34 protein-coding genes, 1 other RNA gene and 1 pseudogene are annotated in these 21,184 nt (G+C 45.8%); 35 read left to right on the forward strand and 1 reads right to left on the reverse strand.

Annotated elements, in window-relative coordinates:
• The first annotated feature begins 69 nt into the window (after positions 1-69).
• From ONZ52_RS04100 to ONZ52_RS04115, 4 genes are all read left to right on the forward strand, one after another.
• Positions 70-570 carry a hypothetical protein gene (locus tag ONZ52_RS04100; protein WP_265217438.1) on the forward strand — a complete coding sequence of 167 codons (501 nt, stop codon included), beginning with the start codon at positions 70-72 and terminating at the stop codon, positions 568-570.
• Between the two features lie 13 nt (positions 571-583).
• The gene (locus ONZ52_RS04105) at positions 584-1,144 is read left to right on the forward strand and encodes a YfbU family protein (protein WP_265217439.1); all 561 of its coding nucleotides are present in this window, start codon (positions 584-586) and stop codon (positions 1,142-1,144) included.
• Positions 1,145-1,234: 90 nt separating this feature from the next.
• Positions 1,235-2,188 carry a toll/interleukin-1 receptor domain-containing protein gene (locus ONZ52_RS04110; RefSeq protein WP_265217441.1) on the forward strand — a complete coding sequence of 318 codons (954 nt, stop codon included), beginning with the start codon at positions 1,235-1,237 and terminating at the stop codon, positions 2,186-2,188.
• Positions 2,189-2,299: 111 nt separating this feature from the next.
• Complete coding sequence (locus ONZ52_RS04115; protein ID WP_265217442.1) at positions 2,300-3,073, forward strand: hypothetical protein; 774 nt, start codon at positions 2,300-2,302, stop codon at positions 3,071-3,073.
• A gap of 236 nt (positions 3,074-3,309) precedes the next feature.
• Here the strand turns inward: ONZ52_RS04115 and ONZ52_RS04120 are convergent, their stop codons facing one another.
• Positions 3,310-4,086 (reverse strand): helix-turn-helix domain-containing protein, encoded by a 777-nt coding sequence (locus ONZ52_RS04120; protein WP_265217443.1) that lies wholly within the window; start codon positions 4,084-4,086, stop codon positions 3,310-3,312.
• 130 nt (positions 4,087-4,216) lie between these two features.
• Between ONZ52_RS04120 and ONZ52_RS04125 the strand changes: the two genes are divergently transcribed.
• The 31 genes and pseudogenes from ONZ52_RS04125 to ONZ52_RS04270 all read left to right on the forward strand — a co-directional run bounded on the left by ONZ52_RS04125 (position 4,217) and on the right by ONZ52_RS04270 (position 21,181).
• The gene (locus tag ONZ52_RS04125; RefSeq protein WP_265217444.1) at positions 4,217-4,474 is read left to right on the forward strand and encodes a helix-turn-helix domain-containing protein; all 258 of its coding nucleotides are present in this window, start codon (positions 4,217-4,219) and stop codon (positions 4,472-4,474) included.
• Between the two features lie 10 nt (positions 4,475-4,484).
• Positions 4,485-6,479 carry a transposase domain-containing protein gene (locus tag ONZ52_RS04130; RefSeq protein WP_265217446.1) on the forward strand — a complete coding sequence of 665 codons (1,995 nt, stop codon included), beginning with the start codon at positions 4,485-4,487 and terminating at the stop codon, positions 6,477-6,479.
• 306 nt (positions 6,480-6,785) lie between these two features.
• Positions 6,786-7,438: pseudogene (locus ONZ52_RS04135) on the forward strand (AAA family ATPase).
• Between the two features lie 15 nt (positions 7,439-7,453).
• Positions 7,454-7,654: a hypothetical protein gene (locus ONZ52_RS04140; protein WP_265217448.1), complete on the forward strand. Its 201-nt coding sequence runs from the start codon at positions 7,454-7,456 to the stop codon at positions 7,652-7,654.
• Complete coding sequence (locus ONZ52_RS04145; RefSeq protein ID WP_265217449.1) at positions 7,647-7,949, forward strand: hypothetical protein; 303 nt, start codon at positions 7,647-7,649, stop codon at positions 7,947-7,949. The genes ONZ52_RS04140 and ONZ52_RS04145 overlap by 8 nt, the downstream gene beginning before the upstream one ends.
• Positions 7,939-8,577 carry a DUF3164 family protein gene (locus ONZ52_RS04150; RefSeq protein WP_265217450.1) on the forward strand — a complete coding sequence of 213 codons (639 nt, stop codon included), beginning with the start codon at positions 7,939-7,941 and terminating at the stop codon, positions 8,575-8,577. Before ONZ52_RS04145 ends, ONZ52_RS04150 begins: the two co-directional genes overlap by 11 nt.
• Positions 8,578-8,588: 11 nt before the next feature.
• Entirely contained in the window at positions 8,589-8,786 is a 198-nt protein-coding gene (locus ONZ52_RS04155; protein ID WP_265217451.1) for a hypothetical protein, read from the forward strand.
• The gene (locus ONZ52_RS04160; RefSeq protein ID WP_265217452.1) at positions 8,783-9,205 is read left to right on the forward strand and encodes a hypothetical protein; all 423 of its coding nucleotides are present in this window, start codon (positions 8,783-8,785) and stop codon (positions 9,203-9,205) included. The genes ONZ52_RS04155 and ONZ52_RS04160 overlap by 4 nt, the downstream gene beginning before the upstream one ends.
• Before the next feature lie 7 nt (positions 9,206-9,212).
• Positions 9,213-9,276: hammerhead ribozyme type II (locus ONZ52_RS04165), an RNA gene on the forward strand.
• 72 nt (positions 9,277-9,348) lie between these two features.
• Positions 9,349-9,624 carry a hypothetical protein gene (locus ONZ52_RS04170; RefSeq protein WP_265217454.1) on the forward strand — a complete coding sequence of 92 codons (276 nt, stop codon included), beginning with the start codon at positions 9,349-9,351 and terminating at the stop codon, positions 9,622-9,624.
• A 15-nt stretch (positions 9,625-9,639) separates the two neighbouring features.
• Positions 9,640-9,876, forward strand: a complete 237-nt coding sequence (locus tag ONZ52_RS04175) for a hypothetical protein (RefSeq protein WP_265217456.1) — start codon at positions 9,640-9,642, stop codon at positions 9,874-9,876.
• A gap of 16 nt (positions 9,877-9,892) precedes the next feature.
• The gene (locus ONZ52_RS04180) at positions 9,893-10,300 is read left to right on the forward strand and encodes a hypothetical protein (RefSeq protein ID WP_265217458.1); all 408 of its coding nucleotides are present in this window, start codon (positions 9,893-9,895) and stop codon (positions 10,298-10,300) included.
• 4 nt (positions 10,301-10,304) lie between these two features.
• On the forward strand, positions 10,305-10,523 hold the full coding sequence (locus ONZ52_RS04185) for a hypothetical protein (protein ID WP_265217461.1): 219 nt from the start codon (positions 10,305-10,307) through the stop codon (positions 10,521-10,523).
• Positions 10,484-11,029: a gp16 family protein gene (locus tag ONZ52_RS04190; protein ID WP_265217463.1), complete on the forward strand. Its 546-nt coding sequence runs from the start codon at positions 10,484-10,486 to the stop codon at positions 11,027-11,029. Before ONZ52_RS04185 ends, ONZ52_RS04190 begins: the two co-directional genes overlap by 40 nt.
• Before the next feature lie 31 nt (positions 11,030-11,060).
• Entirely contained in the window at positions 11,061-11,705 is a 645-nt protein-coding gene (locus ONZ52_RS04195; protein ID WP_265217465.1) for a hypothetical protein, read from the forward strand.
• Between the two features lie 86 nt (positions 11,706-11,791).
• On the forward strand, positions 11,792-12,070 hold the full coding sequence (locus ONZ52_RS04200) for a Mor transcription activator family protein (protein ID WP_265217467.1): 279 nt from the start codon (positions 11,792-11,794) through the stop codon (positions 12,068-12,070).
• Positions 12,071-12,098: 28 nt separating this feature from the next.
• Positions 12,099-12,206, forward strand: coding sequence for a Mor transcription activator family protein (locus ONZ52_RS25250; protein WP_428981153.1), 108 nt, complete (start codon positions 12,099-12,101; stop codon positions 12,204-12,206).
• A gap of 11 nt (positions 12,207-12,217) precedes the next feature.
• Entirely contained in the window at positions 12,218-12,676 is a 459-nt protein-coding gene (locus tag ONZ52_RS04205) for a hypothetical protein (RefSeq protein ID WP_265217468.1), read from the forward strand.
• 78 nt (positions 12,677-12,754) lie between these two features.
• Entirely contained in the window at positions 12,755-13,324 is a 570-nt protein-coding gene (locus ONZ52_RS04210; protein WP_265217470.1) for a glycoside hydrolase family 108 protein, read from the forward strand.
• A 3-nt stretch (positions 13,325-13,327) separates the two neighbouring features.
• A complete protein-coding gene (locus ONZ52_RS04215; RefSeq protein ID WP_265217472.1) occupies positions 13,328-13,888 on the forward strand; it encodes a hypothetical protein in 561 nt (186 codons plus the stop codon).
• 34 nt (positions 13,889-13,922) lie between these two features.
• On the forward strand, positions 13,923-14,147 hold the full coding sequence (locus tag ONZ52_RS04220; RefSeq protein WP_265217474.1) for a TraR/DksA family transcriptional regulator: 225 nt from the start codon (positions 13,923-13,925) through the stop codon (positions 14,145-14,147).
• Positions 14,140-14,442, forward strand: a complete 303-nt coding sequence (locus ONZ52_RS04225) for a DUF2730 domain-containing protein (protein ID WP_265217475.1) — start codon at positions 14,140-14,142, stop codon at positions 14,440-14,442. Before ONZ52_RS04220 ends, ONZ52_RS04225 begins: the two co-directional genes overlap by 8 nt.
• A gap of 14 nt (positions 14,443-14,456) precedes the next feature.
• Positions 14,457-14,747: a VpaChn25_0724 family phage protein gene (locus ONZ52_RS04230; RefSeq protein WP_265217477.1), complete on the forward strand. Its 291-nt coding sequence runs from the start codon at positions 14,457-14,459 to the stop codon at positions 14,745-14,747.
• A gap of 9 nt (positions 14,748-14,756) precedes the next feature.
• Positions 14,757-15,314 (forward strand): DUF3486 family protein, encoded by a 558-nt coding sequence (locus tag ONZ52_RS04235; RefSeq protein ID WP_265217478.1) that lies wholly within the window; start codon positions 14,757-14,759, stop codon positions 15,312-15,314.
• A 21-nt stretch (positions 15,315-15,335) separates the two neighbouring features.
• A complete protein-coding gene (locus ONZ52_RS04240) occupies positions 15,336-15,524 on the forward strand; it encodes a hypothetical protein (RefSeq protein WP_265217479.1) in 189 nt (62 codons plus the stop codon).
• Positions 15,521-16,048 (forward strand): hypothetical protein, encoded by a 528-nt coding sequence (locus ONZ52_RS04245; protein ID WP_265217481.1) that lies wholly within the window; start codon positions 15,521-15,523, stop codon positions 16,046-16,048. The genes ONZ52_RS04240 and ONZ52_RS04245 overlap by 4 nt, the downstream gene beginning before the upstream one ends.
• Positions 16,035-17,126, forward strand: a complete 1,092-nt coding sequence (locus ONZ52_RS04250; protein ID WP_265217482.1) for a hypothetical protein — start codon at positions 16,035-16,037, stop codon at positions 17,124-17,126. Before ONZ52_RS04245 ends, ONZ52_RS04250 begins: the two co-directional genes overlap by 14 nt.
• A complete protein-coding gene (locus ONZ52_RS04255; protein WP_265217483.1) occupies positions 17,123-18,712 on the forward strand; it encodes a DUF935 domain-containing protein in 1,590 nt (529 codons plus the stop codon). Before ONZ52_RS04250 ends, ONZ52_RS04255 begins: the two co-directional genes overlap by 4 nt.
• On the forward strand, positions 18,702-19,472 hold the full coding sequence (locus tag ONZ52_RS04260) for a phage head morphogenesis protein (RefSeq protein WP_265217485.1): 771 nt from the start codon (positions 18,702-18,704) through the stop codon (positions 19,470-19,472). The genes ONZ52_RS04255 and ONZ52_RS04260 overlap by 11 nt, the downstream gene beginning before the upstream one ends.
• Positions 19,473-19,677: 205 nt before the next feature.
• A complete protein-coding gene (locus ONZ52_RS04265; RefSeq protein WP_265217486.1) occupies positions 19,678-20,127 on the forward strand; it encodes a hypothetical protein in 450 nt (149 codons plus the stop codon).
• Positions 20,128-20,209: 82 nt separating this feature from the next.
• Positions 20,210-21,181, forward strand: a complete 972-nt coding sequence (locus tag ONZ52_RS04270; protein WP_265217487.1) for a phage protease — start codon at positions 20,210-20,212, stop codon at positions 21,179-21,181.
• Positions 21,182-21,184: the final 3 nt, after the last annotated feature.

Genomic DNA, 21,184 nt, shown 5'->3' on the forward strand with positions numbered 1-21,184 from the left:
TTCGCCTTCACTACAAAACTGCGCGTGTTGGCGGCGTTAGGCAATCCTAAAGAACAACCTGGGGAATAAATGGAAAGTATATTGTCAATACTAGGATCGGTTGCATCTATTGGGGCTGCGATATGGGCATTTATTGAAGCTGGTAAGGCTGCTGATTCCGCGTCTCAGGCAGTACAAGTTAGAGACGAGATGATCGATCGTAGGCGTTTAGTTGAGGTTTCAAAAGTTCATGCCCAAACAGATAGAATTTTATCCGTTGTATCGAAGATAGGGCCTTCATGTAATATCAAAAAGCTAAAAGGCGTCGACTTTCATGGTATTGCAAAGGAAGTGGAGGAGTATGCAAGGTTTCTGAATGAGCAAAGCTCAAATTTCTCTGAACTTTTTGAAAATAAAGCTAGCTCACTGTGTAGTGAGTTAAATGAGGATATTGAAGCATTATCAGATGCTTCTGACCCCGAATCCATTAAAGAAGTTGGGAAGAGGATTTATTACAAGATTAATAGCTTCATGCCCTTTGTGAAAGATCTCGCTGACGAGCGTCAGGAACGTCCTGTCTCAGCTAAATAATTTGGAAGGTAATATGAAAATATCAGATGGTGAAAAGTTAATACTCCTGATGCTAAGTGAGCTGTATGAAAATTTAGAAATAGACGGTGAAATTGAGCCTAAATTTATACAGTCTGCAATCTTTAGTAATAACTTATGGGCAATACCTTGGAAATATTCTGGGATACCTTTTGAAGATCAAGATGATCCAGAAATTGTTAAAGAGGTCCTTGATATACTGGATATGTGGAGCTTTATTGAGCATAGTTATGAGCAGCTGTCAGCAGAAGAAAAAGCACATCTAGAAGAGGCTGCGAAACCGTTTGGAAAAGACCCTAAGTTTCCTGGGTTTGATGGAAACAATGAATCTTCCTATATGGGAATTGCATCTTTTATTGTTAATGAATTAGAGCGATTTGAAGAATTCAAAGGTAGAAATTTTAATTCTCATTGCCCATCTTTAGATGGGCATGGAAGAATGCTTTCAGTTTTTGAAAAAATTCGAAAAAACATGAACTTTGGCCCATTATCTGTAGATGATTTAACCCGCATTCTTAAAGAGCGAATTCATCCAAGTAACAGAGAAAATGCCTAACAAGGCCAGCCAGAGGGATGCAAAAACCGCCTCTTCTCTATTGTTTTTTCACCCCTGCTGGCGGCGTTATAAGCACAAAATGGAGTATTTATGCATCCCAAAGTTTTTGTAAGTCACGCAAGTGAAGATAAAGAAAGGTTCGTAACAAATTTCGCAACAAAGTTGCGTGAAAATGGTGTAGATGCTTGGCTAGACAAGTGGGAAATGCTACCAGGTGACAGCCTAGTTGATAAGATCTTTGAAGAAGGCTTAAAAGAAGCTCAAGCAGTGATTATAGTGCTTTCAAATTACAGCATAAAAAAACCGTGGGTTCGTGAAGAGTTAAATGCAAGCATTGTTGCCAAACTATCTAAAGGTACAAAAATAATTCCAATTGTATTAGATGATTGTGAGGTTCCTCAATCGCTAACATCAACTCTTTGGGAGTCAATTCCTGATCTAAAAAATTACGATCAAAACTTTAAGCGAGTCTTGTCTTCAATTTTTGGCGCTACAGATAAACCAGCGCTGGGCAAGACTCCTGGACATACGACATCTGTGTATCATGAGATTGGAGGCTTAACCAAGGCGGATAATTTGGTTTTAAAAGAATCTTGTGAATACGCCATTGAAAATGATGACCTTATGATCAACCCAGAGTCATTGTTTGGGGATGGAGAAAAATTAGGATTCAGTCGAGCTGAAATCAAAGACTGCATTGAAGTATTGGAACAGAATGGATACCTTGATGTATCTCGATATCTTGGAGGTGGTGGAAACACTTACTCATGCCATTTCAAAATAACTACATATGGTCTAGATAACTACGCTAGGTCCTATATCCCCGACTATTCAGAAACACTGGAAAAGATCGTTAGCCTTATCGTCAATGAAGACGTAAATTCAAATGCGGGCATTCAAGAAAAATTTGATAAACCTATCTTAATTATCAATCACGTATTGAACGTATTAGAGTCAAATAACCATGTTAAATTATCCAAAACTATTGGTGGCATGGTTCGTATATATAATGTTTCAGCAAGTCTGCGCCGAGCATTGGCGTAGCGTGCTTATAACAAACGCATGTTGTCGGACTGGTTTTCCGCTGCGCTCCAAACCCGCCACAAATACTGGCGTTATGTGACTACCAAGTACTTTCTTTACAGAGGTGTTTTTATGCGGAATTTAAAAGGAAAAATTAAAATAATAGATAAATTAATTTTGGATGATACACCTCAAAGCCTAGTCTACGCTGCTCTTGAATGTAGACTAGCAATCGAATTGATTTGTTACGAAAGATTAAAAGTATCAATAGGAAAAATGTCTAAAAATGAAGTCGATTGGCAACCTAAGAAAGTAATCCGACAAATTTTGGCAGAAGAAAACCCAAACGCGACTCAGGAGTTAAGACTTTCAATTTCAACTGAGCCTAATGAAGAATCTGATGATAACCCATCTTTGGAGGAATTTAAGGCAAAGTCATATGTTAAGCTTGGTACGCAATCAGAGTTAGATATAAATAAGTTAGCTAGATCTTACCAAGCTTTATCTAATTTAGCCCTTCATGTTTCTGTACCCAAAAATCAAACAATTCAGACATATGGTGACGCTAAAAAAATTAAGCGGAAATTAGAAGAAGCTCTTGTTCAGCTTAGAGCGGTTAGCTGCGGTAATCTTGTATTAGGAGGTATCGGACCAGAGTACAAGTTTCAATGTCTAGCATGTGATTCTTTAATAACCCGAAAGGTTTCTGCATTACACGATGGTAAGATAGTTCACTGTAATTCGTGCATTGAAAGTTACTTAATATCTATAAGTGATGGGGAAATCTTTCACTCTCGCAATGTATATGAAGTACCTTGTGATACTTGTGGTACGGCATCTCTTGTTCCTAAAAATTTATTTAGGAATATGAATGTAGAGGAATGCCACTGTATAGGGACTACTTAAATGATCAATCTAGGGATTAACCGGACTTATGAAAGATTAGACGGGATTAAAAACTAGAAAGCCAGTGGATTAGCGGGGTTGAGGTCTGTTTAGACGTTGGCCCCGTTTGCATTTTAGCAGCGTGTAAAAATTACGCTAGTTTGAGCAGTGGTTTTAAAATTAGCATTTTGAGTCTTGTTAGTTGAGCAACCGCAACGGATGCGCAACGAGTCTTTAAACACCGTTTAAACATTTAATCAATCGCCGATGTCTTTGGCAATATGAACGACTTGTCCGATAACCTCAAACTGATGCTGTTCTTCTTTCTTGATTTCGAGTGGCGCATACATGGCGTTGTCACTAATCAAACGCCACGCCCCCACGATGCTCTGATAACGTTTTACGAATAGTTCATCATCATGTCTAAATATGTAGATGTGCCCATCTTGCGGACGGTTACGGCCAGTGTGAACGACGAGCGTATCGTTGTTATTTATCGTCGATTCCATGCTGTCACCTTTTGCCCAAACTATCACGAGATCCTTTTCAGCGAAGCCTCGAAACTTTAGCCACTTCCTTCTGAACGCCAGATATCTAGAGGGTTCTAGCTGATCTATATTTAACGCACCATTGCCCGCTGACACTTGAATCGAGTAGCCTGGTATCAGAGCGAACTCTGCCAAAAAATCGCCCTGACTAATCGGCAATACATTCTGTTCATATTTTGATGCGGGTTCCTCTATTACATGACCGCCCAGCAAGCTCTCCTGTGTTTCTTTCGGCAATAGACTTACATGATATTCAAACGCTTTCGTCCCTTTCCTCTTGCGAGACAGATGTGGTTTGTCCGTTGCCAGGTCTTTTAGTTGATCTCTAGTCCACCTGTCTGATGTGGGAAAACCAGCGTGACCAGCCACTTCGGACGCAACAACCCACTCTATCCGTTTGTCGCCATAAGAAAAAGACGGTTTATCCGTTTTGCCGTCCTTTGCATCTTTTTCTATTAAGTTGCTGTTATTTATTGAGTTTTTCATATAAAGCCCTAATTTTAACCATCCATTAAACGGATGCCTTACAAAATATTACATCCGTTTGTATTGATAAATTCGTCCGTTGTGTCCATTATGTAGTTACTAAGTTGAGCAACACAATGGAGTTACCAAGATGAGTAAGAGCGCAGTTTCTCAGAAAACGGACGAAATCGCCAGCGATTGGCATCGAGCAGACATTGTTGCGGAATTAAAAAAACGCAACTTGTCCGTTCGTCAGTTATCGCGTGATGCGAACCTTGCCGAAAACACCCTCGCCAATGCCCTGCGTTCGCCATGGCCAAAAGGTGAAAAAATCATTGCCGACGCGATCGGAGTGACACCGCAAGACATTTGGCCTAGCCGTTACCAAGCATTACAAGCGGCCGTGTGAGGGGATCAGTATGTGGTTAACAGCAACTGAAATAGCGGGTGCCGCAGGCATGCCAGCAACAGAGCGAAATGCTCGTGAAAAGTTAAAGCAGCTTGCAATGTCACAGCCGGAACTTGCTAGAAAACGCGAAGGCACCAAAGCCTTTGAGTATCACATCAGCATATTACCCGCTGCCACTCAGGCGGCTTTGTTCAAGCGTGCGGGTCAAATCAAAGTCGGTGAAAAAGTCTTTGATGTGCCACAACCAAAATCAGATCGCTATTGTCGCGAAGCGCTATGGTCACGTTGGAACAACGCTGGCAGCAAAGCGCAAGCCAAGGCCAAAGCAAAACTGTCTTACCTGACTGTATTGCAACAGCTTGTTAATAGCGGCGTGCCGAAAATGACGGCTTACGAATCCGTATGCGAAGAATATGGCGTTGCTTTCGCTAGCGTTCGTCGTGAGTTCGCCAGCCTTAAAAACTTCGCAGAGCAAGACTGGTTGCCAGTGCTTCTACCTAAGAACAAAGAAGCTGCTGTCAGTGCTCGTAAGGCTCGCTTTGCTTTCATCACGCCAGCCGCTTGGGACTTCATCAAGTCTGATTATCTACGTCAAGAAGAGCCAACGTTTAGCGTTTGTTATGAGCGCTTGAAAGATGCGGCTAAGAGAAATCCAGACTGGGTTATTCCTTCCAAAAAGTCACTAGAACGTCGTATGTACTTTGAAGTGCCACAAGAGCACCGCACTCTTTTGCGAAAAGGCGAACACGCTTTAGCCATGCTGTATCCGCCGCAAGAGCGAACCGTTGCAGATCTACATGCAATGGAATGGATAAACGGCGACGGCTACCAACATAACGTGTTTGTGCGCTGGTTTAACGGTGAAGTTATTCGCCCTAAAACATGGTTTTGGCAAGACATCTACAGTCGAAAAATTGTGGGCTGGCGTTGTGATGTGAGCGAGAACACAGACTCTATTCGTCTATCCATGATGGACGTGTGCGAGAAGTACGGCATCCCTAAAGAAGTCACTATAGATAACACCCGCGCCGCTGCAAACAAATGGATGACGGGCGGTGTACCAAACCGTTACCGCTTCAAAGTCAAAGAAGACGACCCGCTAGGCATCATCCCCATGCTTGGTATGAAGCTGCATTGGTCTAGCGTGATTTTGGGCAAAGGTCACGGCCAAGCCAAGCCAATCGAGCGCGCATTCGGTGTGGGCGGTTTAGAAGAATACATCGACAAACACCCAAGCCTTGCGGGTGCCTACACAGGCCCAAACCCAATGGCAAAACCAGACAACTACGGATCGAAAGCCATTGAAGCGGACGTGTTCCTGGCGGCGATTGCCAAAGGCGTCGAAATGTACAACGCCAAAGCCAACCGCAACACAGAAATGGCCCACGGCTTCATGTCGTTTAACGACGTGTTTAACACCAGCTACCAGCATGCCGCGATTCGTAAAGCGACAACCGCACAATTGCAAATGATGATGCTGCAAGCCGAAGCCGTCACTGTCGACAAACACGGCACCATCACGCTAGACGCTGGCGGATCGATCAAGGGCCAGAAGAACCGCTACTACCATCAGTCAATGATGGACATGGTCGGCAAAAAACTGGTTGCACGATTTGATCCACTCCGCCTTCACGATGCTGTCGAGATCTACACCCTAGATGGCGTTCATATCTGCCGTGCAGAGTGTCAGCAAAAAGTGGGCTTTGGCGACACTCAAGCCGCTCGCGAAACAAAACGCCACCGCACTCAGTTCACCAAAGCAACCAAGGTGGCTGCGAAAGCACATCAAGCAATGGACGCGCTCGAATTGGCGGCACAAATGTCACCGCTGGAAGAAGAAATCATTCCAGACACTAAGGTCGTTATGCCGTTCCGCCCAGCTGTGGCCTACGGAAACGTAGCCGTTGCACAACAGCCGCAATACGACGAAGAAACAGAGTACGAACAAAACTTCGCGGCATCTATTGCCGACTACCGCGAACAACTAAAGAAAAACAAACTGTAAGGAAATCAGAAAATGACAAACGTATTGAACCTACAGAGCAGCAACGCCGCAGACCAAACCACTGTGCTCATGCGCATCAAAGCAAAGCTCGATGCAAAGGAAGTAACCAGCGCCCAGCTTGCTCGTGAAATTAGTTCATCACCCGCCACGGTGAGCCAGATACTTAACGGCAAATACCAAGCCGATGCCACGGCCATCGTCACCAAATTAGCGAAATGGCTAGCACGGGATGAAGAAAAGAAATCTAGCCCAGTGGTTAACCCTGGCTTTGTTATGACAACAACCGCCAAACAAATCATGGACGACATGACATACGCGCAAATCAGCGAATCCATCGTAGTCATATTCGGTGCGTCTGGCGTTGGCAAATCAGAAGCATTGCGCGAATACAAACGCAATAACAACAACGTTTGGCACGTTACCGCCAGCCCTAGCCGAAGCAGCCTAACCGAGTGCTTATACGAACTCGCCATGGAACTGGACATGGAACAAGCCCCACGTCGTAAAGGGCCACTGTCTCGCGTGATCCGCAAACGTCTAATGGGAACTGAGGGGCTTATCGTCATCGACGAAGCCGACCACCTTGATTATCCGACTCTAGAAGAGCTTCGCATTCTGCAAGAAGAAACAGGTGTCGGAATGGTGTTAGTCGGTAACAACCGAGTCTATACGCAACTAACAGGCGGTCGACGCAATGAGGATTTTGCCCGTCTATTTTCGCGTATCGCCAAAAAACGTGGCATCCACAAAACGAAAATTGCAGACGTGAAAGCCATTGCTGATGCATGGAGCGTTACGGGCGACAAAGAACGCGCCTTGATGCAACAAATCAGCGAGCGCCTGGGGGGCTTCGCCTACTAACCAAGACTTTGAAACTTGCAGCCATGTTTTGCAAAGGCGAACTCATTACAGAGAAAGCCCTGCGTGCTGCTTTCAATGAACTAGAAAACAACGAGTAACGAGTGAGGTGTCTGATGGCAGATATAGAGCAATACCAAGTAACAGGCTGGAATGCGGCCGCTATTGCATCGCATGAAAGTCTAGAAGCTGCAAAGTTAATCATAGAAATGATGTCGCTTGATGAAACACATTGCGACGAATCGGACTGGGAGACGTTAGTTGAAAAGTTCGGTGGATTAGAAAGCTTATTAAAGGGGATTTATCAGAATGACTAAATCAACACGCTATGACGGCTGGCACGTCCAGCCAAACCAACAAAACGCCCACATGCTGGAAAGTCTTTTGAACGTCAGCAAGACAACGCATCAGCTTGTAAAAATGGGCATAACGATCACAGGCACAGTAATGGGTACCGCACACCCGACGATCTTAGTCTTGGCAACAGCGGAAACCAAAAAGCTAAGCGGCGCGATCATCAAAACCCGCAATTTTAACGGTACTCGTACCAGCGTTTACAGCGCACAACTAAACAACTGCAACATCGAATGGGAGAGCAAAAATGTCCACTAGCCAACAACAAGATAACGTCATCAAAGTACCAGCCGGAATGCGCGTAAACGCTGATGGACACTTCGTGCCAGAAGCCAGCATTCGCGAACAAGATCTATTGCGCGATCAGATCGTTATGGCACTGGTACCAGAGGCACTTTCTCTTAGTCGTGACATGGCCGCTTACAAAGCAAAAGCCCTCAACGATATCTCGGATCTGATCGAAATTGCCGCCGATCGCTACGGCGCAAAACTGGGCGGCAAGAAAGGCAACGTCAGCCTCGTGTCGTTCGATGGTCGCTACAAAATCCAACGTACCTATCGTGAAGTGGTCGCTTTTACAGAAGAGATCGAAGCCGCCAAAGCCTTGATCGACTCTTGCCTAATCCGTTGGAGTGAAGGCGCAAACGCCAACATTCGTGCCGTGGTATCTCAAGCATTCCGCAAGAACCGTAATGGTGAAATCAGCACAGGCAAAGTGCTGGATCTGATGCGCATGGAAATAGACGACGAGGAATGGAACCGAGCCATGGCCGCATTGAAAGACGCACTCAAATCCAACGGTACCGCCGTCTATATCCGCGTGTACGAACGCATCGGCACCACCGACCAATACAAACCTATCTCGTTAGATATCGCATCACTGTAATGGAGCAGTTTATGGCTAATAACGCAGTTCAACATGCCGCACAAAACGCGCTTAACCAGCCCGTTGCCGTTGGCGAATACAAACAGTTTTTGATGCATGTCATCGCTCTAGCTAGTGCAAACCTTAGCGAACTAGAAACACCAGAATACGCCGCTGCTTATCTCAATGGCATTGGCTACATGATCGAGCCACCAAGGAGAGAAGCATGATCACAAAAGACCAATGGGAAGAAATCGAAAAGGCGCTGAAAGGCTCTATGGGAGTCGTCAAATTCAAGTTAGGCGATAAACAAATCGCGCTCGAAAAACGCTTCATCAAAGAGAACGTGATGGTGATCTGTGTCTTCATTAACGGAAAACTAGATCAAAAACTTGGGTGGCCAGGCGATGACTACGATCCAGCTATTGAGCCAATTTGGAATAAACGATCGCGCTCTGTTTATTCCCCAGCTCGAAAGCAAAAGTTCATAAAAATATTTGGTAAGAGACGAGTTAAGCAAGAGATCGAAGATTTAGATAAGAAGTACGAATGGTACGAACCCTTCTTTAAAACTTTCGCATCAATGCAGCGCAAGTACAAAAAGATCGAAGACTTGGAGTTTGTGAGAACTGACTTTGTGAGGCTTTAAAACTAATAAGCGAAACGCGGCCCCGCCGCGTCTGCATGGCGTTGTGGTCATGCACTGATGAGCAGCTAAGGAGAATGAAATGTTAGAAAGAAAAATACTGGAATGGATGGCATCTAGTGATACAGGCATGAGCCTCTCAAACGATGGCGTATTGCGCAGCTAATATCGAATGTCACCACAAAACAGAACCATACGATACAGGTGACTTTAATCGCTGTTTAAACCTCGTTCATGAAGTGCCAGAAGTGCGTGATCATTTTTCGACAATTGCCAAGCTATCACCTGAGTGGATGACGATCATTCGTAACTGGGGCCGTTTAGAAAAATCCTTTCTCAATGAAGCGGGTTTGAATTTTAGCAAACGATCCAGCGCACCGATTACCAACCAGTTGCTAAGAGATCTTAGAGCACAGCGCTAAGCGCGGGAGGCTTTTATGTTTGGTGAATACACACCACTCATGCCGCCGCAGTTGTTGAGTAAGCGGCTAGCAAATGGCAAGGGCATCCTCGACCCAGAGTTGGGTTTGCAAAAGTGGTGTCCCGATTGCAAAGAGTACTGGCCGCAAGACACCCTGTTTTGGGGAATATCAATACACAAACCCGACGGCCTGCAAAGCACATGCAAAGCCTGTCAGTTGGGTAAATCCAGAGAAAAGCGCAACGCCGCTTAGGAGATAGAAATGACTATTGAAAAAGAAACAAATGATCTTTTTAGAAGAATCTGTTAGGGCTGAAGTAATAATTCACATAGGCACTATGTTCATAGATGGTGCTGTGTCTTCTGAAGTTAGAGATGCACTAGAGTTTGATTGGGAAAATATTTTTACAGCTATTGGCTGCGATCAACCGGAGCATGAAGATGAAGATTTTATTGTCGATTACTTTAGAAACGAAGTGAAGAAACAAGGGTTCTTAGTAAGGTTTTCGACACCTATTCCAAAAGACATAAGCCGCCATGGTTACTCTATCTCTTGGGGTAGTTACATGAATAAATGGATTTATGCAGATACATATCAAGAAGCTTGTAACAATGCTTTGGTCTGGCGTGGTGACTATATCAAGCAAGCCAAACTTGCGGCGGGTATCGATGCATGAACTCATGGCCCAGACAGCTGGGGTGATCAAAACATTAGAATTAGCGGGGGCGCACGTGATCGCAGTACGTGCCAAACCCAACGGCTCACAAGTACAGATTAACGCGCCTTTACCTGACTGTTTACAGGCTCAAATATCAGAAGAAAGCGACGCAGGACAAAACCTTTGGGGAGTGTGGATACAATGCAAACACAACACGACAGCACAAGACGAAACAGAATGATTGCCGCCATCAGTATTGGCAAGAAATCATTAGAGCTAGACGATGACATCTATCGCCCAATGCTGAAAAGGTTAACGGGGCAAGAGAGTTTAAAATTGATGACCGAGCATCAGTTAAGCCTTGTTTTAGACCATTTTAAAAACGCCCTTGGCTTTGTTCCCGCACCACCAAAAGCCAACACCAAGAACAATGCTAAACCAAAGCCACGCTCACCAGCGGCTAGTAAGATAAGAGCGATCTGGATCACCATGCACAAACAAGGCTTTATTGAAAACGGCAGTGACCGAGCTTTAGATACATATTGCCAACGCATGACGAAAACAACCAACGGCCAAGGCGTACAGTACCTAGTCTGGTTAGACAATTGGCAAGCACAAAGCGTCCTCGAATCACTCAAACGCTGGCACTATCGATTGATGAAGAAAGCTTTCGAGAAACAAGGTCACAATGTAAACTCAGGTTTAAGTTACGAAGCGTTAAGCGCAGACTATCAAAAGTCGTTATAACCAATTAAGTAGACTAGCAGGACAAAAACAAATGGACGAATACTGGAACTTAGCGTCAGCCGTAGGACAAAGCATTTACATTAATTCTGATCTACTGGCGTCTAGAGGTGCAGATTGGTGGACAATCTCAGGGGTATTCTTTAGCACAGTGACCGCAATCGCTGGTGTTATTATTGCGGCCAAATCTCACTACTTATCACGCGATGAAGCCATTAAAACAAGAGAGCACCATCGACTATCAGCTAAACCGCTACTTCAATTCCAACATGAAAATAGGCTGGCACAACAAGGTTCAAATAGGAGGATTTTTTCTTTAAAGCTAGCTAACGATGGTCTTGGACCAGCAATGGTTAAAAATATTAAGTTTAATGTTGATGGGCATCCAATATATAGGCAAGGCAACAGAGATGAAAATGTTCTCATAGCGGATAACAAGGGGGAAAAGGATTATACATATGCTATACAGGAGTTCCTTGGGGCTGAACCAGGAGTGAATTCAACTATTATACCAGCCAACCGCTTGATTAAAGTAAATGAAGAAATTCTTGTCTTACATATGGTTATTGATAAACCATTTGCTGAATACATGAAAACGATTGGTTTAATAGAAATTGAAATTACATATACTGGTATTTATGAAGATGAAGAATACACAGCCCCCTACAAAGGTGTCTAAAGACTGAATCCCACACCAGCCGGACTTACAATAGAAGCCTTCCTAATACGAAGGCTTTTTTATTGAGTGTGAGCTGAGGGCGAACCATGAAACCAAGACAGCAAGAGCGAGACGAAACCACCATAGATGCATTCGGATACAGCAATGTATCCATTGATGCAATCGAGCACATTGATGACGAGAATTGCCGCTGGCCCGAAGCCATGCGCCAAATCTACGACATACTAAAACACGAACTAAATAAAGCAGAGCAAGACGAAACCATTGCGCTGCTTCAGCTCAGCGCCATTTGTGATGCGTTTGGCGGCATGCAGTTTTACTTACCACGCGGCCACAGATTAGAAGAAAGAACTCAAGCACCTTAGGATCTGGAATGAATTTAACGGCCACAACGTGCAAGAGCTGTGTCAAAAATATAAACTATCGATGCAGCAAATATACCGAGTGATCGCCAATATGCGTCGACACGAAACCAACAAGCGCCAAGCGCAACTTTTTTAAGGATTGAAAAAATGAAAACGCTATTTATATTGTCTTGCCTTGCTTTTTCGGCATTATCTCAAGCTAAAGAGATGCCGTCGACAGAGTTAATACAAGCACGATTAGATGCAAGCGGCCTAACAAAAGTGGGTCAATGGAATGACTCACAAGATGGCATAGCTCAGCGTATTGATGGCGGTACGATTGTGATAACGAAAGACGGTTTTGCGGCTGCAATGGAGTTGGTCGAAACTAGCGACAGCGAATTGGAATTGTCTTTTCTTAAAGCAAATAATGTTTGTGTGTCTGGTGCATTAGACTCTATTGATATGGCTCAAAACACAACACTTCGCCAAATGATGCGCGAGAGTTTCAACAGCTCATTAACGGCTTATGAAAACAGAGCAACCACCCCAGCATGGGGTTATCATTTTAAGACAGAATTAGCGAAACATAATGGCGGCACTCTAGCTATTTGCGCACTGAGATAAAACAGCAAACAAGGTTAATCCGCGTCCTCACTCTTAAAAAAGCACAATCAAATGAACTAATTTGATTGTGCTTTTTTTATGTCTACATATTACTGCTTTAACACCAAGCCCTACTCAGAAGCCTTTCTGTTCGCTGTTGTCTTTGTGCTGATCAAAGAAGGCGCACTGAATAACGATGGTACTCCAAAGCCAGACCTTGGTTATGTTAACGATCCGAAAGACTTAGGTGGTGAAACAAAAGGCGGCATTAGTAAACGCGCCTTTCCTAATCTTGATATCGCTTCTCTTACCCTTGATGACATTGTGCGTATCTACCACACCCGTTATTGGCGTGCCGCGTATTGTCCAGAATGGTCGCCAGCCGTGGCGCTGTATGCGTTCGATGCAGCGGTTCAACATGGCGCGATCACGTCCATTACGCTGCTGCAAGAGATTAGCGGCTGTAAAGACGACGGCATGGTGGGGCCAAAGACGCGCGCCGCTGTTACCTCGCTAGATCAAGAATATCTACTCGCCCGTTTCGGGCTACGTCGTGCGCGCTTCTATGCTCGCATCATCCAGAACAACACATCACAAGTGCGTTTTATCGAGGGCTGGCATAACCGCCTAGTCGATCTCACGAACGCCGCATGGGAAATCAAGGAGTAAATTATGTTGTCATTACTTACAGGGCTTGCGTCCCTTGCTGTCGATCTTGGCCCAGCGGCTATTCGTGGTGTGGCGCATTTATTTGGTGGTAGCGATACAGCCGAGAAAGTAGCCAGTGCAGTAGAGAAAGCCGATGCGGTGCTTGGATTAAGCAAAGACGCTAAGCAGATCGCCGTGACTCGTGAGTTACAGAACTTGCCGCCAGAAGCCATGATTGAACTAGAACGAATCAAAGTCGAACTAGAAAAACAAATTACCCGCCGTCAAGAACTCGACTTGACAGACAAGCAAGCCGAGCACCACGAAACTCAAGAAACAGTGCGTGCAGGTGATAAAGCGACAGACGAATACGTCCGTCATACACGACCATTACAAGCACGCCAAAGCTTTTGGGCTGGCACCACTTATATTTTTGGAATGTCGCTTACTAAAGCCTTCGGCCTTACCGCTGACGGCCCCGATGTTGCTATCGCACTAACGTTGTTTGCCCGGCATTTTCTTATCACGGTTTACGCTCTCTTGATGGCTTTGCGCCTTACTCAAAAAGCAGTGGCGACAAAGTGACAGGCGCTATTGCAAACGTAATTAAGGGGCGCAAATGACCGACCAGTTTGATCGCGCTTCAGAGCTAGAGCAGGAACACAGAGACCGCGCACTAGCAGCACAACGCAACCGCCCAATCGAAGCTCCAGACGAAGACGCCAACGGCGTTCGCTACTGCCTAGATTGCGGTGACATCATACCGAAGCAGCGCATCGAGTACGTACCAACCGCCGTGCGTTGTGTGTCATGTCAAAACAAAAAGGAGCGCCAGCGTGGGTGAATTGTTGTTGAAATATTGGGCACCCATCTGGGCGCTACTGACCACAGCCGCGATTATCGTCATGGCGTTTCTAGCGAAGACCTACGCCAAAAAAGAAGACGTGCAAGCGGTCTCTAAAAAAGTCGATCACTTAGAAGGCAAGCTGGATAGCATGGCGACACAACAACAAATGACCGACCTGCTTATCGAGCTAGCCAACACACGGGGCGAAATGAAAGAACTACGCGCCCAGATTCAACCCGTTGAACACCTATCTCGTCTGCTGTTAGAGCAGCGACTCAAAGATGACAAATAAACAGGAGTAATTAAATGTCGTTTAAAGACCTTTTAAAAGAAGACCAACGGCTTGTCATCTTGCGCTCTCTCGAAGAGATGCCAGCCTACGAAGCCAACGAATCTATTTTAGATACTTGCCTTGAAAGCTATGGCCATAACATTAGCCGCGATGCCGTTCGTACACATCTTGCTTGGCTGCAAGAACAAGACTTGATAACAATCCGTGAAATGAGCGGTTGCCAAATCGCCAAGCTAACAGGTCGCGGTCAAGATGTAGTAACAGGCCAAGCCATCGTGCCAGGCGTAAAACGCCCACGGGCATAAGGGGCGGCTATGTTAAAGCGAGCAAAGAACCGCAAGTCAAAAGTAGAACTGTTACCAGAGGAAATACGCGCCAGCATCGGCGCTTTGATTCGTTCTGGCGATATGACGCAAAAAGACATCCTGGCCGCGATCAATGAAATGATCGACGAAGCAGGCTTGCCCGAAGACGCAAAGATTAGCCGCACGTCATTCAACCGCTATGCACAGCGCATGGAAAAGAATGGCGAGCGTATCCGCGACGCCCGCGCCATGGCAGAGGTTTGGGTTACAAAATTTGGTGAAGCACCCGTTTCAGAAGTCGGCAAACTACTGCAAGAGTTTATTCGAACCATGGCGTTTGAGACCTCAATGTCAATGATGGACGAAGCTTCAGACGGCGGTAAACCTATCCCACCAAAAGCCCTTGGCCAACTCGCCCTAGTTGTACAGCGCATCGAGAGCGCGGCAATGATGAGCACAAAAGTCGAAAAAGAAATTCGTAAAGCCTTTGCAGAACAAGCCGCCAGCGAAGTGGAAGCCGTTGTTAAAAAAGCCGGTATCTCAGCTGATACCGCCGCCGACGATTAAAAAACACATTCTAGGGATCGCATGATGACACCTGAGATTTTAAAGTTCTTTAAATGGCAGCACTTGCCAGAGCACTTGCAGCTAGTCAGCAAACCTTTTTCTGATATGGCTGATTTGATCGTTGAGCGCTTGCCCGACAGTGCCGAGAGAGCTGTGGCGCTTCGTAAGCTGCTTGAGTCAAAAGATGCGGCTGTTCGGGCGTTAGTATGATCACGGCCGAGCAAAAGCAACTCACAAACCAATCCACCGCTGCAATTCTGAGAAAAGAATTCAACCCTGATGAAGTGTTGTTGGATTATCAAAAGCGTTGGATTGCAGACACTAGCCAATTGAAGATTGGAGAGAAAACTCGACGTTGCGGTTTGACCTGGGCCGAAGCCGCAGACGACGCGCTTACGGCTTCATTGTCGGCAGAGGCAGGCGGTGAAGATGTCTTTTATATCGGCAGCAATAAAGACATGGCGCGGGAGTTTATCGACGCCTGTGCGATGTGGGCCAACGCATACAACTTAGCCTGTGGCGATGTGGGTGAAGAAGTCTTTACCGATGAAGATAAAGACATTCTGACCTATGTGATCTATTTTGCGTCGGGCTTTAAAATCAAAGCGCTTTCATCCAACCCAAAGAATATGCGCGGTATGCAAGGGACGGTGGTTATCGATGAAGGCGCGTTCCATGAAAAGTTAGCCGAGGTTTTAAAAAGCTGCGCTTGCTCTGACAATGTGGGGTTCTAAAGTCCGCATTATTTCCACTCATAACGGTATCGAAAATCTATTCAATCAGCTTATCCAAGACAGTCGTGCAGGTAAGAAACGTTTTTCGATCCACACCATTACGTTAGACGATGCTTGTGCTGATGGTCTGTACAAACGTATCTGCCAGGTCAAGAAGCAAGAATGGACACAAGAACTCGAAGACGAATGGAAAGCCAACTTAATCAAAGACACGGCGACAGAAGAAGACGCCCTAGAAGAATATTACTGTGTGCCTAAAAACGGCGGCGGCGCTTATATCTCTCGCGGCTTGCGTGATCGTGCTGCGCGTTTGCTTGATGCGCCTGTTTTACGATTCACTGGAACCGCAACATTCAACACCGCGAGCGAACACGCACGCAAAGGTGAAATGCAAGAATGGTTAGAAGAGTTCGTACTGCCAGAACTGGAAAAGCTGCCGCCTGATTTACGCCACTGTCTTGGGGAAGACTTTGCAAGGAACGGAGACTTAACGGTATTCGCCCCGATAACGGTCGAAGCCAACACCAAACGCATCGTGCCTTTTTTAGTTGAACTTGCAAACGTGCCATTCAAGCAGCAAGAACAAGCCCTGTATTTTATCTGCGATCGTCTGCCTAAGCGTGACGGTATCGCACTGGATGCACGAGGCAACGGCCAATACTTAGCCGAGCAAGCCAAATACAAATACGGCGATGAAGTGGTCGAGGTCATGCTGTCCGTGGGTTACTACCGCGAGAACATGCCGATATTTAAAGCGGCCTTTGAAGACGACGATATCCTATTGCCAAAGCATGAAGACATCATTACCGACTTGGGACAAATCCAAATCATTCGCGGTGTGCCAGGCATAGATGACAGCCGAACAAAAGGCAGCGACGGAAACAAACGCCACGGCGATAGCGCCATCGCCATCTTCCTCGGCTATGTCGTCTCGAAACAAGAAATGACCCGTTACGAACTCCACACCATCGGCACCCGTGGCGACGATATCAACCGCCGCTTCTTCGGCAGTGCCAAAGAAAATGACTTATATGATGACATTGACCAAGCATCAGGCCGACAAGGAATACGATTATGATCAGCCCAATTTTAGACCACAACGGCAAGGCCTTCGAAGCAGAGAAAGAAGTGTTAAGCGAGCAAGTCAGCCGAGCCTATACAACTGGCATTCGTAACCCACGACCCGCTAGTGTTGCCAGTATGTTAACGCCCAGCCGCTTGGCTGGGTTGTTGCGTGGTGTGGTGGACGGCAACGATCCTGAACAGTACATGACGCTCGCAGAAGAAATGGAAGAGCGAGACTTGCATTACGCAGCACAGCTTAGAACGCGTAAGCTCGTTGTTGCGTCTATCATGCCAACCGTCGAAGCAGCCAGCGATGCCCCTGCTGATGTGGCAATGGCAGATCGTGTGCGTGCGATCCTCCATCAAGACGCCATGCCAGAGCTGTTCTTTGATTTGCTAGACGGCCTTGGTAAAGGCATTGGTGTATCTGAGATCCTATGGAACACCAATAAAATGCCATGGACACCGAGCGAATATAAATGGGTAGACCCTCGTTACTTGCGTCCAGATCAAGAGACCCTGCAAGAGATTTTGTTGATCAGTGACGATGCGCCAATGGGCGCACCATTGCAGCCATACAAATTCATCGTCCACACACCGCGCTCGAAATCGGGTAGCGTGTGGCGTAATGGGTTGGCTCGCTTAGTCGCTGTTATGTACATGCTGAAAAGCTACACGCTTAGAGATTGGTGGTCATTCGCAGAAGTGTTCGGGATCCCGATCCGCATCGGTAAGTATGGCCCGAATGCTACGAAAGACGACATCGCCACACTGATTAACGCCATCGGCAAAATCTCTAGCGATGCAGGTGCGGCCATTCCAGACTCTATGAAAATGGAAATCATCGAGTCAGGGGCGGCTAAGGGGGGCGATACACTATTCGAGAACATGGCTCGATGGTGTGACGAACAGATCAGTAAAGCTGTGCTCGGCCAGACAATGACAAGCGATAATGGCAGCTCACGCAGTCAAGCCGAAGTGCATAATGAAGTACGTGAAGATATTGCAGACTGGGACGCACGACAGTTAGAGGCGACAATTAACGAACAACTGGTCAAGCCCTACATAATTTTAAACTGGGGTCTACAAGAACATTATCCACGCGTCAAAATCAGACTACCAAAGCCAGAAGACCTAAAAGCTTTTGTTGATGCTGCCACGCCATTGATTGATCGCGGATTTAAAATTTCAACAAAGCAAGTCTATGACAAGTTCGGATTGAAGCCGCCAGCCGATGGCGAAGAGGTATTGGTGCCAGAAGGTAGTTTAACGCCTGTTTATCCAAGCAGTGAACAGGGCTTAAACGGCACAGCGTTAAATCGATTTACTCGCCCTGTTGCAATGAACCGCACACAGACTAATCTCGATACCGAGATCGACGACATGACAGATGAAGTCATGACTGACTGGGTCGAAGTCGGTGGTGAAGAGTTTATGAATCCGATTCTAAAAGCGGCTGAGTCTGTGAGCAGCTTTGAAGAGTTTCAAGCACTGTTGCCAGAGCTGCAAAAGAGCTTAACAGCGGAGCAGTTTACTGAACAGCTTGCAAAAGTTATGTTCCAGGCACGAGCATTGGGAGATGTAAACAATGCCGGATAACGTCATCAATCAAGAGGCGCTACGCTATTTAATCGACAAAGATTTAAAGCCAGGCTTTGATTACCGTGACGTTTGGAAAGCGGAACACGGCAACGCATTCACGGTTGCCAAAATGACCAATGCAGATTTGCTGCTTGATGTGCAGGTTATGGTTGCCGACGCTATTGCTAGCGGACAGACCTTTGCCCAGTTCCGCGATGTACTAAAACCACTACTCGTTAAAAAGGGATGGTGGGGTATTCAAGAAATGGTCGACCCGCTAACAAACGAAACGCAACCCGTACAGCTTGGTAGTACAGGCCGTATTAAAACCATCTACAAAACCAACATGCGTACCGCTCGCGCCGCTGGTCAGTGGGAACGCGCACAACGTACTAAGCGCGTGATGCCTTATCTCATCTATGAACTTGGCCCGTCCGAGAATCATAGGCACCAGCACGAGAAATGGGCTGGCACTTGCTTACCTATCGACGACCCGTGGTGGAAAACCCACATGACGCCAAACGGCTGGGGTTGTAAGTGTGGTGTACGCCAAGTGTCTCGAAGTGAATACGAGCAGCTCGTAAAAGATGGCAAGATCAAAACAGAAGCCCCAAACGATGGTACAAAAGAATGGATCAACAAACGGACGGGTGAAGTGGAAACACTACCAGCCGGAATTGATCCAGGCTGGAATTACAATCCTGGCATAAACAGAGAACAGGAATTGAAAGACGCCCTCGCAACCAAAGAAAAAGCCCTGTTTGATCCTACAGAATAAACAACGAGCCGAACGCCTCAGAACGCGCCTAAGCGATTTAATCACCTAGGCGCAATGTCACAACGTAAAAAAATGTTTAAACGTTTCTACGAGAAATTAAACACGGTTTAAATGTGGTTTGTGGCATACGATAAAACATAATGCAGATGAAATCGTTTCGTGGATAATGATCAAGCTCCAATACAAAAAAACAAGTGAGCAAATTATGAACAGCGAAAACAAAGTGGAAAATGTATATACGGTTTACTATGGTACCGAGCCGGAAGCGAGAAACTACTACAAAAAGTGTGGCATGTATTTTGAAAATCCCTTGTTGGTATATGCTAGAAATCCTACAGAGGTCTATCAGTTTGATAGATCAGGAAAGCTAAAACTTATTACAACTGAAAAACAAGAGACTGTCTTTGTTGAACAAAACTCTATTTTCTGTTGCATTAAACATCCCCACAAAGATCTGAATTTAGAGAGTGCATTGGCAAGGCTTAAGGATTTGTATGAAGAGCTTCATACTTTAGCGCCTATTCATTTACTTACACAGATACACTTCAAAGAACTCCAGTATTTATATATTTACGTTCAAACAAATGAACGTAAAGTAGACAATGATGATGACTATATAAAAGTACAAAAATGGTTTAGAGAGCTAATATCATAAATTGAACAACAGACGTTATTTCTAGTTAATCCTTCCTCTCTCATAAGCTGACTCCAATAGATAAATTTTTGGAGTCAGTTCAATGTCGCAAGTCGCACTCACCGCTTTATGTTTCCAAATGCCTCAGTTCGTTCAAAGCGAGGAAAAGGATTCTGACATTCAGTGGTTACCAATGATTCCAGCGGGTACCGCTGAGGGTCGCGATGGTCGCAAGTGGTTTAACAACAATCCTGATGCAGTGGTTGCCGCGTTCGACTCTAAGCTTCCTTTTGATGTGGAGCACTCAACAGAAATCAAAGGCCCTCAGGGCGAAGACGCCGATGCTTACGGCTGGATCGTCGCGCTAGAAAACCGCAATGGTGAAATCTGGGCAGGTGTCGAGTGGAATGATAACGGCATCTATAAGATCAAAGACAAGCGCTATGGTTTCTATTCCCCCGCATTTAGCTATGACGACAAAGGCAACATCGTTGCGATGAGCAGCGCAGGCCTAACAAACAAACCGAACTTTAGAGTTCCCGCCTTAAACCGTTCTGAAAACAAAGAGGATACAACCATGCCGTTGCCTAAAGCATTGGCCGATGCACTCGCATTGCCAGAAAACGCCACCGAGCAAGACGCAGTCACCGCTATTGGTGCGCTGAAGTCTGCTGAACAGATCGCGCTGAATCGTGCGGCTCAACCTGATCTCACCAAGTTTGTACCGAACGACACGTATGAAATTGCGCTGAATCGTGCCACGGCGGCTGAAGCGTCTTTGAAGGAAATCGAAGACAAAGAAACAGAAGCGCTGGTAGATGTGGCGATTGCTGCTGGCAAAGTCGCCCCAGCGAATAAAGAAATGTATGTTGCGCTTTGTCGTACTGAAGGTGGGCGTGAAAAGTTTGAAAAGTTCGCTGAGACAGCGCCGAAGATCGTTGACGCTAAGCCAAAGAAAGTACCAACCCAGCAACAAAGCGAAGAGCTAACCAAGGATGAAATCGCTTTGTGCCGTCAGATGGGCGTCAGCGAAGAATCGTGGAAAGCAAACCGCCACCATAAAGCAACTTATTAATTG

The organism is Marinomonas rhodophyticola (genome assembly GCF_026113935.1).
In the GTDB taxonomy this organism is placed as follows: Bacteria; Pseudomonadota; Gammaproteobacteria; order Pseudomonadales; family Marinomonadaceae; genus Marinomonas; species Marinomonas rhodophyticola.

Bases quoted from the DNA above. Each gene is read 5' to 3' on its own strand.
- ONZ52_RS04100 (WP_265217438.1), top strand. From the start codon at position 70: ATGGAAAGTATATTGTCAATACTAGGATCGGTTGCATCTATTGGGGCT.
- ONZ52_RS04190 (WP_265217463.1), top strand. From the start codon at position 10,484: ATGCAAACACAACACGACAGCACAAGACGAAACAGAATGATTGCCGCC.
- ONZ52_RS04230 (WP_265217477.1), top strand. From the start codon at position 14,457: ATGTCGTTTAAAGACCTTTTAAAAGAAGACCAACGGCTTGTCATCTTG.
- ONZ52_RS04255 (WP_265217483.1), top strand. From the start codon at position 17,123: ATGATCAGCCCAATTTTAGACCACAACGGCAAGGCCTTCGAAGCAGAG.
- ONZ52_RS04170 (WP_265217454.1), top strand. From the start codon at position 9,349: ATGGCGTATTGCGCAGCTAATATCGAATGTCACCACAAAACAGAACCA.
- ONZ52_RS04245 (WP_265217481.1), top strand. From the start codon at position 15,521: ATGATCACGGCCGAGCAAAAGCAACTCACAAACCAATCCACCGCTGCA.
- ONZ52_RS04175 (WP_265217456.1), top strand. From the start codon at position 9,640: ATGTTTGGTGAATACACACCACTCATGCCGCCGCAGTTGTTGAGTAAG.
- ONZ52_RS04240 (WP_265217479.1), top strand. From the start codon at position 15,336: ATGATGACACCTGAGATTTTAAAGTTCTTTAAATGGCAGCACTTGCCA.
- ONZ52_RS04260 (WP_265217485.1), top strand. From the start codon at position 18,702: ATGCCGGATAACGTCATCAATCAAGAGGCGCTACGCTATTTAATCGAC.
- ONZ52_RS04220 (WP_265217474.1), top strand. From the start codon at position 13,923: ATGACCGACCAGTTTGATCGCGCTTCAGAGCTAGAGCAGGAACACAGA.
- ONZ52_RS04215 (WP_265217472.1), top strand. From the start codon at position 13,328: ATGTTGTCATTACTTACAGGGCTTGCGTCCCTTGCTGTCGATCTTGGC.
- ONZ52_RS04105 (WP_265217439.1), top strand. From the start codon at position 584: ATGAAAATATCAGATGGTGAAAAGTTAATACTCCTGATGCTAAGTGAG.
- ONZ52_RS04200 (WP_265217467.1), top strand. From the start codon at position 11,792: ATGAAACCAAGACAGCAAGAGCGAGACGAAACCACCATAGATGCATTC.
- ONZ52_RS04160 (WP_265217452.1), top strand. From the start codon at position 8,783: ATGATCACAAAAGACCAATGGGAAGAAATCGAAAAGGCGCTGAAAGGC.
- ONZ52_RS04155 (WP_265217451.1), top strand. From the start codon at position 8,589: ATGGCTAATAACGCAGTTCAACATGCCGCACAAAACGCGCTTAACCAG.
- ONZ52_RS04265 (WP_265217486.1), top strand. From the start codon at position 19,678: ATGAACAGCGAAAACAAAGTGGAAAATGTATATACGGTTTACTATGGT.
- ONZ52_RS04205 (WP_265217468.1), top strand. From the start codon at position 12,218: ATGAAAACGCTATTTATATTGTCTTGCCTTGCTTTTTCGGCATTATCT.
- ONZ52_RS04195 (WP_265217465.1), top strand. From the start codon at position 11,061: ATGGACGAATACTGGAACTTAGCGTCAGCCGTAGGACAAAGCATTTAC.
- ONZ52_RS04235 (WP_265217478.1), top strand. From the start codon at position 14,757: ATGTTAAAGCGAGCAAAGAACCGCAAGTCAAAAGTAGAACTGTTACCA.
- ONZ52_RS04250 (WP_265217482.1), top strand. From the start codon at position 16,035: ATGTGGGGTTCTAAAGTCCGCATTATTTCCACTCATAACGGTATCGAA.
- ONZ52_RS04130 (WP_265217446.1), top strand. From the start codon at position 4,485: ATGTGGTTAACAGCAACTGAAATAGCGGGTGCCGCAGGCATGCCAGCA.
- ONZ52_RS04150 (WP_265217450.1), top strand. From the start codon at position 7,939: ATGTCCACTAGCCAACAACAAGATAACGTCATCAAAGTACCAGCCGGA.
- ONZ52_RS04140 (WP_265217448.1), top strand. From the start codon at position 7,454: ATGGCAGATATAGAGCAATACCAAGTAACAGGCTGGAATGCGGCCGCT.
- ONZ52_RS04210 (WP_265217470.1), top strand. From the start codon at position 12,755: ATGTCTACATATTACTGCTTTAACACCAAGCCCTACTCAGAAGCCTTT.
- ONZ52_RS04270 (WP_265217487.1), top strand. From the start codon at position 20,210: ATGTCGCAAGTCGCACTCACCGCTTTATGTTTCCAAATGCCTCAGTTC.
- ONZ52_RS04110 (WP_265217441.1), top strand. From the start codon at position 1,235: ATGCATCCCAAAGTTTTTGTAAGTCACGCAAGTGAAGATAAAGAAAGG.
- ONZ52_RS04185 (WP_265217461.1), top strand. From the start codon at position 10,305: ATGGCCCAGACAGCTGGGGTGATCAAAACATTAGAATTAGCGGGGGCG.
- ONZ52_RS04120 (WP_265217443.1), bottom strand. From the start codon at position 4,086: ATGAAAAACTCAATAAATAACAGCAACTTAATAGAAAAAGATGCAAAG.
- ONZ52_RS04145 (WP_265217449.1), top strand. From the start codon at position 7,647: ATGACTAAATCAACACGCTATGACGGCTGGCACGTCCAGCCAAACCAA.
- ONZ52_RS04125 (WP_265217444.1), top strand. From the start codon at position 4,217: ATGAGTAAGAGCGCAGTTTCTCAGAAAACGGACGAAATCGCCAGCGAT.
- ONZ52_RS04115 (WP_265217442.1), top strand. From the start codon at position 2,300: ATGCGGAATTTAAAAGGAAAAATTAAAATAATAGATAAATTAATTTTG.